We start from the raw sequence: 13,111 nt of genomic DNA, 5'->3' as shown, positions 1-13,111 counted from the left end.
AGGTTTCCCATGCGATTTATCCCATTAGTGCCGTAGGTTATCGGCATGGCGGCGTTTTCCCTTGCCGGCTGCACGACCTACCACGACGTGGCGTTGCAACAAAAAGAGACGGGGCTCAATAGCCAATATTACCTGCTGCAGCCGCCGGTCTATGTCGGCGACCAGCTGAAATATGGTCTGAAGGACGGCAGCGGCGGCGAGTTGACGGTGGCGAAGGTTGAACCGAAAGACCTGGTCGCCGACAGCGGAAAAATCATTCCCCTGTCGCAGCTCTCTTTCCTGCAACGAAAAGACCTTTCCACAGGAAAAACCGCCGCGTTGGTTGGCGGCGGCGCGGTCGCCACCACGGCAATCGTCTTTGTGGCCGGGATAACCATCATGGCCGCCGGCATCGCCGCGTCGGCCTAACGCAGCCCATCGCCGCACGCCGCCGAGCGTGCGCACAGGAGGCACCATGTGCGTCACAGTGAAATTTATCGCCACCGCGCTGCTGGCAATATTCGCCTTGCCGACGGCGCCTTGCGCCAGCGGTAGTCAGCCGGCGGCGGCCGAACGTCCGCAGAGCGCAGCGGTGCAAAAGTTGCCTGGCCACTATCAGCGGATCGTCATCACCGGCAACTGCCCCTTCGGCGTGATCCTGGCGAACGAGGCGGCCTACCGGCACGTCGTCGGCGTGGGCCCCTGGGCGTTCATGCATGCCGATATGCATGTGTTGAAGGACATGAAGCCTGACATCGGCAGGATCACCTCCGCCTTCATCAATAAGGACTACCGGGTCAACATGGAGTCGTTAATGAATCTACGGCCCGACATTATTTATTACTACGGCAAAAGCCAGGACGATCGGCTGGAAAGGGCGGGCGTGATGACCGTCGATCTGGATGCCGGCGGGAAGACAAAGTACCAACCGATGGTCACCCAGATGTATTGGGAAAATACCTTCGCCGACACGCTCGGCCTGCCGCGCACGCACAAATTCAAAGACGCCTGGGAAAAGACCCTGAAGCAGATCCGCCCCTATGCCGCAGCCATCCGCGCGCAGCACGTCAGGGCGTTGTATCTCGAAGAAAGCGACGGCAGGCAGCTGAAGGTGAGCGGCCCGCATACCTACGGCGACACCTACCTGAAAATGGCCGGCATGGACAACGTCGCCGGGGATTTGCCGGTGAAAGGGGATGCCGGCAGGTACATCAACGTTTCGATGGAGCAGATCATGGCCTGGGATCCGGATGTGATTTTCGTGGTTTTCGGCAGCGCCAAAGCGCTGCTGCACGGGGGGATCCCCGGCCAGGCCTGGGAGACGCTCAGGGCGGTAAAAAACGGCAAGGTTTTCTCGACGCCGGTGGGCATTCATAACTGGGGGGGCCTGTCGGCGGAAACGTCACTGCTGCCGCTGTTTATGATCAACCGCTATGCCCCTGAAGACATTAGCGACAAGACGCTGCGGGAGGAGACGCGCCGCTATTATCAGACGATGTTCTCCTATGCGATCCCGGACCGTTTGTTGGATGAGGTGCTGGCACAGCGCTAGCACCACGGTTGAATTGCGTTAGTGGGTTGGAGGAGCTTGGGGATGCCGGGCAGAGGAAAATATATGGCGATCATGGTAGGGCTGTTTTTAGCCTTGTGTGTGGTTGCCGTCGCATCACTGTTTGCCGGCCGTTACGCCTTGTCGGCCCATGACGTGCTGCAGATTTTATGGCAGGGGAACATGCCGGGGGAAAACCAGGCCCACTATTCGGTGATTTTTAACCTGCGTGCGCCGCGGGTGGTGGCGGTGATGCTGGTGGGCGGCGGGTTGGCGGTCGCCGGCGCGACCTTTCAGGCGGTGCTGAAAAACGCGTTAGCCAGCCCGGACGTGCTGGGCACGTCTTCCGCCTCCGCCTTTGGCGCCGCGCTGGGCATTTTATTGAGTTTGCCTTTTGCCCTGAGTTCCCTGCTGTCGTTTCTTTTCGGCGTGGTGAGTTTGTTGCTGGTGCTTGGCATTTGCCGCCTGAAACGCCGGCAGGATGCGCTGACGACGATCCTGTCCGGCATGATTATCGCGTCGGTGTTTATCGCGTTTGTCTCGGCCATCAAATATGTCGCCGATCCGCAGGATACCTTGCCTGCCATCGTCTTCTGGCTGATGGGCAGCTTCGCTTCGGTGGCGAAAGCGCAGGTCTATTGGCTGATCCCGCTGTTTGCGGCGTGTTACCTGACTATCTACCGGCTCAGGTGGAACATGAACATTCTCTCGCTGGGGGACGACGAGGCGCGCATTGCCGGCCTGAACCCGTCGCGGCTGAAGATCCTGCTGCTGATCGCCGCCTCTCTGCTGGTTTCCGCCTCGGTGAGTTTGGCCGGCGTGGTGGGGTGGGTTGGCTTGGTGATCCCCCATTTGGTGCGAAGCGTGCTGGGATATAACCACGGCCGTCTGATCCCAGCATCGGCGCTCTGCGGCGCGTTGTTTTTGCTGGTTATCGACAATATTGCGAGAGGCGCCACCTATACGGAAATTCCAATCGGCATCCTGACCGCGCTGATCGGCGCGCCGCTTTTCGCGGTGCTTTTTATTCTGGGGAATCGATATGATCACCGCTAGCCGGCTAGCCTTTGGTTTCAAGGGGCGGGAGCCCATTTTCGACAACGTCAGCTTCGAGCTTAAGCGCGGCGAGATCCTCAGCGTGCTGGGCCCGAACGGCGCCGGCAAAACGACGCTGCTGAGAAATATTGCGGGCCTGTGTCGGCCCAGCGCCGGCAGGTGCGAGATCGGCCGCGTCGATAATCGAGAGGCGCGCCTGGCCTACGTGCCGCAGGCGAAGGCGCCACATTTTTCCTATGGCGTACTCGATTTTGTCACTTTCGGCTGCGCCCGCCAGACGGGATGGTTCGCCGGGCCGCGGCGGCAAGATTTCACCAGGGCGCAGGCGGTGTTGCACGCGCTGGAGATCGCGCCGCTGGCGCAGAAAAATATCAACCAGATCAGCGGCGGTGAACTGCAGATGTGTTATTTCGCCAAGGCGCTGGTGGCAGATCCCGACGTCATGATCCTCGACGAACCGGAATCGAATCTGGATTTTTACAATCAGGCCAAAATGATCGAAATGCTGTGGCGCCTCGCCAAAGAGCGGCAGATGACGATCGTGCTGAATACGCATTTCCTCAATTACGCCGAACGCATCTCCGACAAGTGTTTACTGATGGCAAAACGGCAGTCGCTGTTTGGCGTTAAAAGCGCAGTGCTGCAGGAAGATATCCTGGAGCGCTATTTCCGGGTGCCGGTCAGAAAATGCCGCTATGAACACCAGGGCGCCAGCGAAGAAACCTTTATTATCGCTCTACGCAATCTCGCCTGAGTTTCGGCTGCAAGGATTGCTTGAGGGATATCCCTCATTGCGGCCCCGCCGGCGGTTATTTAAGCTGAAAGGGCAACGTAACGGTGAATATGGAGATAATCATGACTGATTCAGTGTCCAACGATCGTAATCCCACCCCGGATGTGGCGGAAGACAACGCGTTCTTCCCATCACCTTACTCCCTCAGCCAGTACACCTCGTCCAAAACCGACTTCGCGGGCGCCAGCTACCCGAACGCCTATCGCGGCGGCAAGTGGAAGGTGCTGATGATCGCCTCGCAGGAGCGTTACCTGCTGATGCAAAACGGCAAGTTCTTCTCCACCGGCAATCACCCGGTCGAGATGCTGTTGCCGATGCATCACCTGGATCTGGCCGGTTTCAAGATCGACATCGCCACGCCGTCCGGCGATCCGGTGAAGCTGGAGATGTGGGCGTTCCCGCAGGAAGACGACGCGGTCAAGGCCACCTACGAGAAGTACCGCAGCCAGCTCAAGCAGCCGAAAAAGCTGACGGAGGTGGTGAAGGATCTGGATGGCGGCAACTACCTCGGCGTTTTCATCCCCGGCGGCCACGGCGTGCTGAATGATATCCCGTTCAGCGAAGAGGTGAAAAAGACCCTGCACTGGGCGCACGACAACGATCGCTACGTGATTTCGCTGTGCCACGGGCCGGCCGGTTTGCTGGCGGCGGGCATCGGCGAGAGCAAAGAGGATTTCCTCTATCGCGGCTATGAGATGTGCGTGTTCCCGGACTCGCTCGATACCGGCGCCAACATCGACATCGGCTACATCCCCGGCCCGATGCCCTGGCTGGTGGGCGAGCGCTTGCGCGAGCGGGGCGTGAAGATCGTTAACGCCGACATTACCGGCAAGGTGCATAAAGATCGGCGCCTGCTGACCGGCGACAGCCCGCTGGCTTCCAACAACCTCGGCCAGCTGGCGGCAGAGACGCTGCTGGCCGACGTCGCCGCGCGATGAGCGACGAGATCGCGCAGCGCGCTTTCCAGACGGCGCTGGCGATGGACCACGAGCGAACCCTGTCCGCCATTCAGGGGCGGGTTCGCGCCTTCGCCGCGCCGTTCGGCTTCGATCGCTTTGTGCTGTTTTCCGCCTCCGCCGCGGCGGAGGCGGGGATCGAGCATATCTATTGGGTCGAGGGCGACTGGTTCGGCGACGGCGAGGCCGTCGATGCGCTGACCTACGTGCGGCACTGCCCGGTGACCCGGCATATGCTGCGGGCCACCGAGCCGTTTTTCTGGACCAAGACTCGGGCGCAGCAGGGCGAGCGCTACCGGATTGTGCCCGTGCCGCGTGGCGCCGGCCTGCACGGCGTGCAGATCCCGGTGTTCGGCCCGGCCGGTTTGGAGGGCGCCGTCAGCCTGGGGGGCGAGCGCATCGACGCTTCGCCGCCGGCGCGGCTGGCGTTGTCGCTCGTAGGCACGGCGGCCTTTCAGGCGGCGCGGCGGCTGTTCGCACCGGCGGCCGGCGAGGGGGAGGCGCGTCTGTCGGCGCGTGAGCGCGAGGTGCTGAGCTGGACCGCCATCGGCCGGCGGCAGGCGGATATCGCCGCGATGCTCGGCCTGTCTGAACGCACGGTGGAAAACCACCTGCGGCGCATTCGCCAACGCCTTGGTGCCGCCACCACCGCGCAGGCCATCAGCGTGGCGATCCGCCTGGGGGAAATCGCCCCCGAGCGCCGTTAGCCCGCCGCCATTTGCCGCAGCAGCCACTCGCGCAGCGCAATGATATCGGGGCGCTGCGCGGTTTCTTCGGTGGTCACCAGGTAATAGTTGGCGCCGGGTAACGACATCTCGAACGGCGCGGCCAGCACGCCGCGCTGCAACAAATCGCGCGCCAGCAGCCGGCTGGCGATCACCACCCCCTGGCCCGCCACCGCCGCCTGCAGCGCATGCGTCTCGTCGCTGAAGGTCAGCCCGGCTTCCACGTTCAACCCTTCCGGCCCGTAGCGCCGCCGCCAGTTTTCCCAGGTCGGCGCGTCGGCGGGCACCTGCCGATGTTCCACGTGAAACAGCGTTACCCGCTGCAAATCCTCGCTGCGCTCCAGCGCCAGCGCCGGGCTGGCCACCACGATAAAGCGATCCTCATGCAGCAGGGTGCAGTGCAGATCGGTTTCCGGCGTTTCGCGGTAGCGGATGGCGACGTCCACGGTGCGCTGGTTGAGATCGACGCGCTCGACGCTGGTGTGCAGGCGCAGATCGATGGCGGGAAACTCCGCCTTGAAATCCGCCAGGCGCGGCACCAGCCAGTGGGTGAGAAAATTGGAGGTGGTGGTGACGGTCAGCGCCGGCGGCTGTTGGGCGCGGGTGATTTGGGCGACGGACTGCTCCAGTGCGGCGAAGGCGCGCTGGGTGCCGGCATACAGGATCTCGCCGGTCTCGGTCAGGCTGACGCCCTGCGCGCTGCGCTCGCACACCCGGCATGCCAGCACCGACTCCAGCAGCTTGATCTGATGGCTGACCGCCGTCGCGCTGACGCCCAGCTCCTCGGCGGCCAGTTTGAAGCTGCGGCAGCCGGCCACGGCGTGGAAGGCGCGCAGCGCGCCCAGCGGCGGCAAACGGGGTTTTCTCATGACTGAGTTATTCTCATCTAAGGCTGAAAACTATGAGTTTGTCTGACCGATTATACAAGAGATAGGCTACTGACATGTGAACAGGGAAATGAATTTATTTCATCATTTCCACCATGTCGGGAGTTAACGATGAGCATATATGTCAACAACGGCGCCCTGGGCGCCATGGAACACACGGGAACGGCGGCGAGCGGTCTGGCGCTCAGCGTGCCGGTCGCGGCAGGCGCTTTGCTGCTGAAGACCGAAAGCCTGCTGGGCATCGGCGCAGCGCTGATGCTGCTAACGGCATTGGCGCTGGCGTTTCTCGGCGGCGCCGCGCTGGCCCGCTGGCAGCCGCTGCGGAAGCGGCCTGCGCTGGCTATGCTCCGCTACGGGTTTTTGCTGGCGGCGGCGGGGTGGCTATTGACGCTGCTGATGCTGTTCGGCGGCCATGATTGGCCGGCCCTGCTGGCGGGCATCGCCCTCGGCGGCCTGGGGCAGGGCGTGGCTTACCGCACGGCGGTGGGGGAGAAAACGGCGTTCGCCGTGGCGTGCAGGCTGACGACGGTGGTGACCATCGTGGCCGTGGGGGTTGCCGCGTTGCTGATTCAAACCTACGCCGCGCCGGGCGTGAGAGGAAGCTGTTTCGCGCTGGCGTTGCTGGTCGATCTGGCGTTGCTGGGGGCGTTGATGGCTCGGGTAGCGGAGCGGGATAGAGGTTGAAACATTGCAGAGGGTTAAAGGCCTGCTTGGGGACGGGGCGGGCTTTTTGGTGTTTGCGGAGATTGTTGAGTAGGTGATCCGACGGTTGGTTTTGTGGCATAAACGGACGCTACCTACCTCAAGGTAGCGTTTGCCATACCGAACAAGCCTCAGTGCGACGAAACAAATACCGAGGCAGGCTGCGCGGGCGGAATGGCGAAGTTACGCTGCATGCGTTTTATCTCCTCTGCCGGTGGCAGGCCAAACAGACGTTTGAATTCGCGATTAAATTGCGATGGGCTTTCATAGCCAACGGCGTAACTCGCGGCGGCGGCGGTGATTTGTTGGCGCACCATCAGCATCCGTGCCTGGTGCAGGCGTACCGATTTCACATACTGCATCGGCGGCATCTTCGTTATCGCTTTGAAATGGCTATGAAAGGTCGGCACGCTCATGCCGGCCTTCATCGCCAGCTGCGTCAGCGTTAGCGGCTCCGCGTAAGCGGCATGGATGTGCTGCAGCGCTTTACCGATTTTGCCAAACTGGCCCTGCAAGGCCAGCGCGGCACGCATGGCGTTGCCCTGTGCGCCTGTCAGCACGCGGAAATAAAGCTCACGCAGCCGCGTCGGGCCGAGGATCGCCGCCTCTAGCGGGTCAGCCAGGACTTCAAGTAAGCGAAGTACGGCCATTTTTACCCTGTCGTCCATGGGGCTCGACATCATGCTTTGCGGCGCGACGGGAGGGTGCGGGGCGCCATGCTGTTCAATCTGCAACATCAGTTCAGCGGCAAGCTGAAAATCCAGATGCATATAAATCGCCAGCAGCGGATGTGCTGCCGACGCATCGGTTTCCATCACAAACGGCACCGGCACCGAAACCGCCAGGTAGTGCTGCTCATCATATAAATAGGTCTGCTGGCCGAAATAGCCGCGTTTGCTGCCCTGACAGACAATCACGATCCCCGGATCGTAAAGCACCGGCGTTCTGGCAAGCGGGCGATCGGATCGCAAAATTCGCACATCAGGTAGGGCAGTGAGGTTGTATCCCTCTTGCACCGCAAGTCTATTCATCAGGGCAATCATGTCGGACATCCCACCACCTCATAAAATCAGGCAAGAAAAAGAGAAGATACGGCCTAAAAATGCGGCAGTACAGAGAATACCATGCAACCTTCATGGTTCATGGGAGTTCTTTGTATGGCATCTGCAAAAACGATTTTAATCACCGGCGTCAGCAGTGGCTTTGGCCAGGCGCTGGCGCGGGAAGCCCTCGCCGTAGGGCATCGGGTTGTAGGGACGGTGCGCAACAGCGAAGCACTGCAGGCATTCGGCGCGCTCGATACGCAGCGGGCTTTTGGCTATCTGCTTGATGTCACGGACGTTGAACGTATTGATGAGGTGGTTGGAGAGATAGAGTCCGCCGTCGGCCCGATAGATGTGCTGGTGAACAATGCCGGTTACGGCCATGAAGGCATACTGGAAGAATCCCCGCTTGCAGAGCTGCGCCGCCAGTTTGACGTCAATGTGTTTGGCGCGGTGGCGATGATCAAAGCCGTGCTGCCGGGCATGCGCCAGCGCCGTCGCGGCCACATTATTAATATCACCTCAATGGGCAGCTTCATTACCTTACCTGGTATCAGCTATTACTGCGGCAGCAAATTTGCACTGGAAGGGATATCAGAAACGTTAAGCAAAGAGCTTGTCCCGTTCAACATACACGTGACCGCAGTAGCGCCCGGCTCGTTTCGGACGGACTGGGCCGGGCGCTCAATGGTACGTAGCCCTCGCCGTCTCCCGGACTATGACGCGTTATTTGAACCTGTTCGTCAGGCGCGTCAGGAAAAAAGCGGCAAGCAACTCGGCGATCCCGTGAAGGCGGCTCACGCCATGCTGGCATTGATCGAGAGCCAGACCCCACCCACGCATCTGTTGTTAGGCAGTGACGCATTAAGTTTGGTGCGGCAAAAGCTCGAGGCGTTAGGTAAGGAAATTGAACAATGGGAGCAACTTACCCGTTCAACGGATGGCTGACCGGTTTCGGATAGAGAGTGTGTAGGGGATCATCGATTATGATCCGCCCAACAGCAAAAAGCCCGCTCGGGTTTCCCTGAGCGGGCTTCTCTAAATATGGCTCCTCTGACTGGACTCGAACCAGTGACATACGGATTAACAGTCCGCCGTTCTACCGACTGAACTACAGAGGAATCGTTTGAACGGGGCGAATAATAGCGAGGCGCCGTCGGCATGTCAAAGGCGGATTACACATTCTGTGACTGTTTGCTTACAGAATGCGCAACCCGTTGAGTTTTTTGGCAGATTTAGCCCTCGGGCGCCCGCTGCAGGCGCAGCTGATAGCGGTAAACGCCGGCGGTGAGCAGGTAATCCCGGTGCACGCTCGGGCTCCAGGAGTCGTCGCCGCCCACCCCCATATGGAAGCCGTCCAGATGCAGCCAGGTGCCGGCTTCCGGCTGCAGCAGATGCTGGTGGCTGCAGGCCATCAGCTGTTGCAGGCCGTAGCGGCTGAGCGAGAAGTGGAAGCGGCCGTCGATGCGCCAGCCGCCGTAGCGCAGGCTGCGGGTGTCGCAGCGCAGGCCGTTCTCGCCGGGGAAAATATACGGCGTGTGCAAATCTGCCAGCGGCAGGCGCCAGCGCCCGTGCTGCGCGGCCAGGCGGCGATCCGGGTAATTCTCGTGCGGGCCCAGGCCCAGCCATTCCGCCTGTGGCTGCACCGTCGCCAGTTGGCAGTGCAGGCCGATGCGCGCCGGCGGCGGCAGGGCGTCGGCCACCTCGACCTCCACGCTCACGTTCACCGCGCCCAGCGCATCGAATAGCCACTGTTTGCGGCCGATCAGCAAAATCTGCCCGTCCACGCCGAACTGGTGTTCGCTCACCACCTGCACGCCGTTTTGCAGCGCATCGGCCTGCAGCCGCGTGCAGCGTTCCTCCAGCCGGTACAGGCCCGCCAGCTTCCAGCGTTCGATCCAGGCGTTGGGATCGATACGGTCCGCCTCGCTGACGCCGATGTCGTTATCGATCGGCGCGCGCGCAAAGCCGTCGCGCAGCGGCGTCAGCAGCTGCGGCTGCTCATTCTGCCACCACTGCGTCAGATGGCCGCTGCTGCGCTCGAAGCGCCAGCGCTGGTCGCCGTGGGTGAGGGTCAGCCCCTGATCGTCTTCAGTCAGCGTGGGCGGCACGCCCTGCGCCGGCGGCGGCGCGGGATGCAGCGCGCGCGGCACCCGCCATTGATCCCAGGCGCAGCGGTGATGCGCTTCGGACCAGTCGGTGGCCTGCGGCTGCACCACCTCCACGTTCAGCCACAGCTCGCCGGGCTGATGCAGCATCGGCAGGCGGTCGAGCAGGGTGAAGCTATGGCTGCCCTGCGGCGGCAGCGCCAGATTGAAGCTGCCGCTGGCGCGCTCCACGCCGTCCAGCTCCAGCCGCCAGTTGAGCTGCTCGTTGTCGGTCTGGCGGAACAGGTAATCGCTGGTGACGGTCAGCGTCAGCGAGGCGGCGTCGAAGGCGAAGCGGAACAGCTGCTGCGCCCGCTGCGCTTCGAACAGCGCCGGGTGTGGGGTGCGATCCGCGAACACCAGCCCGTTCAGGCAGAACTGGCGATCGTTGGGGGTATCGCCGAAGTCGCCGCCGTAGGCCCAGAACTCTTCGCCCTGTGCGTCGCGCTTGATCAGCGCCTGATCGACCCAGTCCCAGACAAAGCCGCCCTGCAGGCGCGGATGTTCGTGGAACGCGCGCCAGTAACGCTCAAAGCCGCCGAAGCTGTTGCCCATCGCATGGGCGTATTCGCACAGGATCAGCGGCCGCTGTTCCTCCGGCAGGCCGATCCACTTGCCGATCGCCCATTTGGGCACCGCCGGGAACGGCTGATCCTGATCCACCCGCGCATACATCGGGCAGATGATGTCGGTGGCGGCGGTGTCGGCGCCGCCGCCTTCATATTGCACCGGGCGGGTCGGATCCTGGCTGTTCACCCAGCGGTACAGCGCGTCGTGGTTCACGCCGTGGCCGGACTCGTTGCCCAGCGACCAGATAATGATGCAGGGGTGGTTGCGATCGCGCTGCACCATGCGGGTGACGCGCTCGCTCATCGCCGGCAGCCACAGCGGATCGTCAGCCAGGCGGTTCATCGGCTGCATGCCGTGGGTCTCGATATTGGCTTCGTCCACCACGTACAGCCCGTAGCGATCGCACAGCCGATACCACAGCGGGTGGTTTGGGTAATGCGAGCAACGCACCGCGTTGAAGTTGTGCTGTTTCATCAGCAGGATGTCGTGGCGCATCGTCGCCTCGTCCATCACCTGGCCGTGGCGCGGATGATGCTCGTGGCGGTTAACGCCGCGGATCAGCAGCGGCAGCCCGTTGAGCTTCAGCAACCCGCCGCTGATGTCCACCTGGCGGAAGCCGACATCATAGGCCTCCACCTCGAAAATCTCCCCCTCGGGCGAGAGCAGGGCGACGGTGGCGCGATACAGCGCGGGCGTTTCGGCGCTCCACAGCGCCGGGCGTTCTACCGGCAGGCGCAGCGTGACGCGATCGTCATAGGCGCCGCGCTCGTCCACGATCTCGCTGCCGAGCGGCTGGGTGCGTTCGGCCACCCGCGCGCCATCGCGCCACAGCTGAACCTGCACCTGCAGCGGGCCGGGCCGGCTGGCGCGCGCCGTCACCACCAGTTCGCCGCGGGTAAAGCTGTCATGCAGCGGCGTGGTGATGCGCACATCGCTCAGGTGCGCGGCGGGTTTGTGCAGCAGGCTGACGTCGCGGAAGATGCCGCTCATGCGCCACATGTCCTGATCTTCCAGATAGCTGCCGTCGCACCAGCGCAGCACCATCACCGCCAGCCGGTTTTCACCCGGCTGCAGCCACGGGCTGAGATCGAACTCCGCCGGCAGGCGGCTGTCCTGCGAATAGCCGACCCAGTGGCCGTTGCACCACAAATAGAACGCCGAGTTGACGCCGTCGAAGATGATGCGCGTCTGGCCGGCGGCCAGCCAGGCCGGATCGACGCTGAAGGTGCGCGAGTAGCAGCCGGTCGGGTTGTCTTCCGGCACGCGCGGCGGATCGACCGGGAACGGGTAGCGCACGTTGGTATAGATCGGCGCATCGTAGCCGGCGAGCTGCCAGTTGCTCGGCACTGCCAGCGGGGCGGCGTCCGGCAGATCCTGCTGCAGCCAGCCTTCCGGCGCCGCCTCTGGACGCGGGAAATAGCTGAAGCGCCACTCGCCGTTCAGCGAGCGGCGGCTGACGCTGGGGGCATCGTCGCGCGCGTCTTCCACCGTGCGCCAGCTGGCGAACGGCGGGTGGGCGTCCAGCCGGCGGTAGTGGGTGCAGGCCGGGTTTTGCCAGTCACGGCGGGCGAGGATCTCGGTCAGGGAAGCAAGGGGCGCAGCGGGCATCGGCGATCGTCCAGTCGGCTAGGTGATGCTCACCAAGATGCTGACTGGCGCATAAAAAGTAAAGCGGTTACACGCAACCTTGCAAGGGCGATCAAATAACCGCTAATGCGGTTCGCCGGCGCGGTAGATCCGCTGCGGGCGGCCGACCTTGCCGTAAATGATCTCGGCGCGCAGCTGCTGCGCGGCGGTGCAAAACTCCAGATAACGGCGCGCGGTGGTGCGGCTGAGCCCCATTTTTTGCGCAACGCTTTCAGCGGTGTGGCGCGCGGCGGGTTCGGCAAACAGCGCGCGGACCTTGCCCAGCGTCAGCTCGTCGATGCCGGCGGGCAGCGCCGCCTGCTGTTCGCCGCGGGCGTAGGTGTTGAACATCTCGTCGATGCGGCGCTGGTTGAGGCGCGCTTTGTCTTTCAGCGCTTCGCGGCGCTGGCTGAAGCGCTGCAGGGTCTGGCTCAGCCGGTCATAGGCCAGCGGTTTGATCAGGTAGTCGAATACGCCGTAACGCAACGCCTCGGCCACGGTGGCCATGTCGCTGGCGGCGGTGATGAACACGATGCCACCGCGATACCCGCTCAGCGTCAGTTCGCGCAGCAGGGTGATGCCCTGGCCGTCGGGCAGAAAGTTGTCCAGCAGGATCAGGTCCGGCTTGAAGCGCTCGGTCATGGCGCGCGCCTGCGCCAGCGTGCCGGCCAGCCAAATCTGGCGGCAGCCGCCGTTCTGGCGGATAAACTCCGCGTGCATCTCCGCCAGCGGCGTTTCGTCTTCAACGATCAGGATGTTCAGCCATTCCATAATGAAACCTACTATTGCAATCAAGATGCTAAATGAATGTAAGTAAATTGCGGCGCCAAATAAAGATTATCTCAATAATAAACACCATAAGATTAATTAAGTAAATAAAGAACATTAAATAACTTATTAACCGGAATCGGTTTGTGAAATAGGTCAATAATCGGCGTTTTTTTTCTGTTTACCATTAATTTGTCGAACGCAAAGTCGCGTTTATCTGCATGGTTTTTAAGGTTTTAATTACCATTGCTGATGTTAATTAAAATGCCTTTTTGTATTTAATTTGTTGTTTGCCAGTTAACCCAGAGAG

General features: G+C 61.9%; 12 protein-coding genes and 1 tRNA gene. 8 read left to right on the top strand and 5 right to left on the bottom strand.

The annotated features are described in order from the left end of the window. The first annotated feature begins 45 nt into the window (after positions 1-45). The 6 genes from ACJ8PI_RS11800 to ACJ8PI_RS11775 all read left to right on the top strand — a co-directional run bounded on the left by ACJ8PI_RS11800 (position 46) and on the right by ACJ8PI_RS11775 (position 5,040). Positions 46-408, top strand: coding sequence for a hypothetical protein (locus ACJ8PI_RS11800; RefSeq protein ID WP_039565208.1), 363 nt, complete (start codon positions 46-48; stop codon positions 406-408). Between the two features lie 46 nt (positions 409-454). Continuing rightward, positions 455-1,531, top strand: a complete 1,077-nt coding sequence (locus ACJ8PI_RS11795; protein ID WP_202637324.1) for an ABC transporter substrate-binding protein — start codon at positions 455-457, stop codon at positions 1,529-1,531. Between the two features lie 63 nt (positions 1,532-1,594). Next, positions 1,595-2,584, top strand: coding sequence for a FecCD family ABC transporter permease (locus ACJ8PI_RS11790; RefSeq protein WP_223915296.1), 990 nt, complete (start codon positions 1,595-1,597; stop codon positions 2,582-2,584). Further along, the gene (locus ACJ8PI_RS11785; RefSeq protein WP_041035863.1) at positions 2,571-3,338 is read left to right on the top strand and encodes an ABC transporter ATP-binding protein; all 768 of its coding nucleotides are present in this window, start codon (positions 2,571-2,573) and stop codon (positions 3,336-3,338) included. The genes ACJ8PI_RS11790 and ACJ8PI_RS11785 overlap by 14 nt, the downstream gene beginning before the upstream one ends. A 101-nt stretch (positions 3,339-3,439) precedes the next feature. Then, positions 3,440-4,315: a glyoxalase III HchA gene (gene hchA / locus ACJ8PI_RS11780; RefSeq protein ID WP_164134737.1), complete on the top strand. Its 876-nt coding sequence runs from the start codon at positions 3,440-3,442 to the stop codon at positions 4,313-4,315. After that, complete coding sequence (locus ACJ8PI_RS11775) at positions 4,312-5,040, top strand: PA1136 family autoinducer-binding transcriptional regulator (protein WP_319861180.1); 729 nt, start codon at positions 4,312-4,314, stop codon at positions 5,038-5,040. Before hchA ends, ACJ8PI_RS11775 begins: the two co-directional genes overlap by 4 nt. On the opposite strand, the gene ACJ8PI_RS11770 is transcribed toward ACJ8PI_RS11775, so the two are convergent. Continuing rightward, complete coding sequence (locus ACJ8PI_RS11770; RefSeq protein WP_164134735.1) at positions 5,037-5,927, bottom strand: LysR substrate-binding domain-containing protein; 891 nt, start codon at positions 5,925-5,927, stop codon at positions 5,037-5,039. The two genes, ACJ8PI_RS11775 and ACJ8PI_RS11770, sit on opposite strands and share 4 nt — an antisense overlap. Before the next feature lie 129 nt (positions 5,928-6,056). Between ACJ8PI_RS11770 and ACJ8PI_RS11765 the strand changes: the two genes are divergently transcribed. Further along, on the top strand, positions 6,057-6,629 hold the full coding sequence (locus tag ACJ8PI_RS11765) for a hypothetical protein (protein ID WP_164134734.1): 573 nt from the start codon (positions 6,057-6,059) through the stop codon (positions 6,627-6,629). A gap of 149 nt (positions 6,630-6,778) precedes the next feature. Here ACJ8PI_RS11765 and ACJ8PI_RS11760 read toward each other — a convergent pair whose 3' ends face one another. Beyond that, positions 6,779-7,699 (bottom strand): AraC family transcriptional regulator, encoded by a 921-nt coding sequence (locus ACJ8PI_RS11760; protein ID WP_039565226.1) that lies wholly within the window; start codon positions 7,697-7,699, stop codon positions 6,779-6,781. A 105-nt stretch (positions 7,700-7,804) separates the two neighbouring features. Between ACJ8PI_RS11760 and ACJ8PI_RS11755 the strand changes: the two genes are divergently transcribed. Next, on the top strand, positions 7,805-8,638 hold the full coding sequence (locus tag ACJ8PI_RS11755; protein WP_033635190.1) for an oxidoreductase: 834 nt from the start codon (positions 7,805-7,807) through the stop codon (positions 8,636-8,638). 97 nt (positions 8,639-8,735) lie between these two features. Here the strand turns inward: ACJ8PI_RS11755 and ACJ8PI_RS11750 are convergent. The 3 genes from ACJ8PI_RS11750 to dpiA all read right to left on the bottom strand — a co-directional run bounded on the left by ACJ8PI_RS11750 (position 8,736) and on the right by dpiA (position 12,804). Next, positions 8,736-8,811 (bottom strand) — tRNA-Asn (locus ACJ8PI_RS11750). Between the two features lie 114 nt (positions 8,812-8,925). After that, complete coding sequence (locus ACJ8PI_RS11745) at positions 8,926-12,015, bottom strand: beta-galactosidase (protein ID WP_164134733.1); 3,090 nt, start codon at positions 12,013-12,015, stop codon at positions 8,926-8,928. A gap of 102 nt (positions 12,016-12,117) precedes the next feature. Next, positions 12,118-12,804 carry a two-component response regulator DpiA gene (gene dpiA / locus ACJ8PI_RS11740; protein ID WP_021505854.1) on the bottom strand — a complete coding sequence of 229 codons (687 nt, stop codon included), beginning with the start codon at positions 12,802-12,804 and terminating at the stop codon, positions 12,118-12,120. Positions 12,805-13,111: the final 307 nt, after the last annotated feature.

Origin of the sequence: Serratia sp. CY82433 (assembly GCF_052166535.1) — a bacterium.
GTDB classification, from domain to species: Bacteria; Pseudomonadota; Gammaproteobacteria; order Enterobacterales; family Enterobacteriaceae; genus Serratia; species Serratia sarumanii.
This window is presented reverse-complemented; position numbering and strand designations above follow the sequence as displayed.

Coding starts and splice junctions, on each gene's coding strand:
- ACJ8PI_RS11800 (WP_039565208.1), top strand. CDS start 46: ATGGCGGCGTTTTCCCTTGCCGGCTGCACGACCTACCACGACGTGGCG.
- ACJ8PI_RS11795 (WP_202637324.1), top strand. CDS start 455: ATGTGCGTCACAGTGAAATTTATCGCCACCGCGCTGCTGGCAATATTC.
- ACJ8PI_RS11790 (WP_223915296.1), top strand. CDS start 1,595: ATGGCGATCATGGTAGGGCTGTTTTTAGCCTTGTGTGTGGTTGCCGTC.
- ACJ8PI_RS11785 (WP_041035863.1), top strand. CDS start 2,571: ATGATCACCGCTAGCCGGCTAGCCTTTGGTTTCAAGGGGCGGGAGCCC.
- hchA (WP_164134737.1), top strand. CDS start 3,440: ATGACTGATTCAGTGTCCAACGATCGTAATCCCACCCCGGATGTGGCG.
- ACJ8PI_RS11775 (WP_319861180.1), top strand. CDS start 4,312: ATGAGCGACGAGATCGCGCAGCGCGCTTTCCAGACGGCGCTGGCGATG.
- ACJ8PI_RS11770 (WP_164134735.1), bottom strand. CDS start 5,927: ATGAGAAAACCCCGTTTGCCGCCGCTGGGCGCGCTGCGCGCCTTCCAC.
- ACJ8PI_RS11765 (WP_164134734.1), top strand. CDS start 6,057: ATGAGCATATATGTCAACAACGGCGCCCTGGGCGCCATGGAACACACG.
- ACJ8PI_RS11760 (WP_039565226.1), bottom strand. CDS start 7,699: ATGTCCGACATGATTGCCCTGATGAATAGACTTGCGGTGCAAGAGGGA.
- ACJ8PI_RS11755 (WP_033635190.1), top strand. CDS start 7,805: ATGGCATCTGCAAAAACGATTTTAATCACCGGCGTCAGCAGTGGCTTT.
- ACJ8PI_RS11745 (WP_164134733.1), bottom strand. CDS start 12,015: ATGCCCGCTGCGCCCCTTGCTTCCCTGACCGAGATCCTCGCCCGCCGT.
- dpiA (WP_021505854.1), bottom strand. CDS start 12,804: ATGGAATGGCTGAACATCCTGATCGTTGAAGACGAAACGCCGCTGGCG.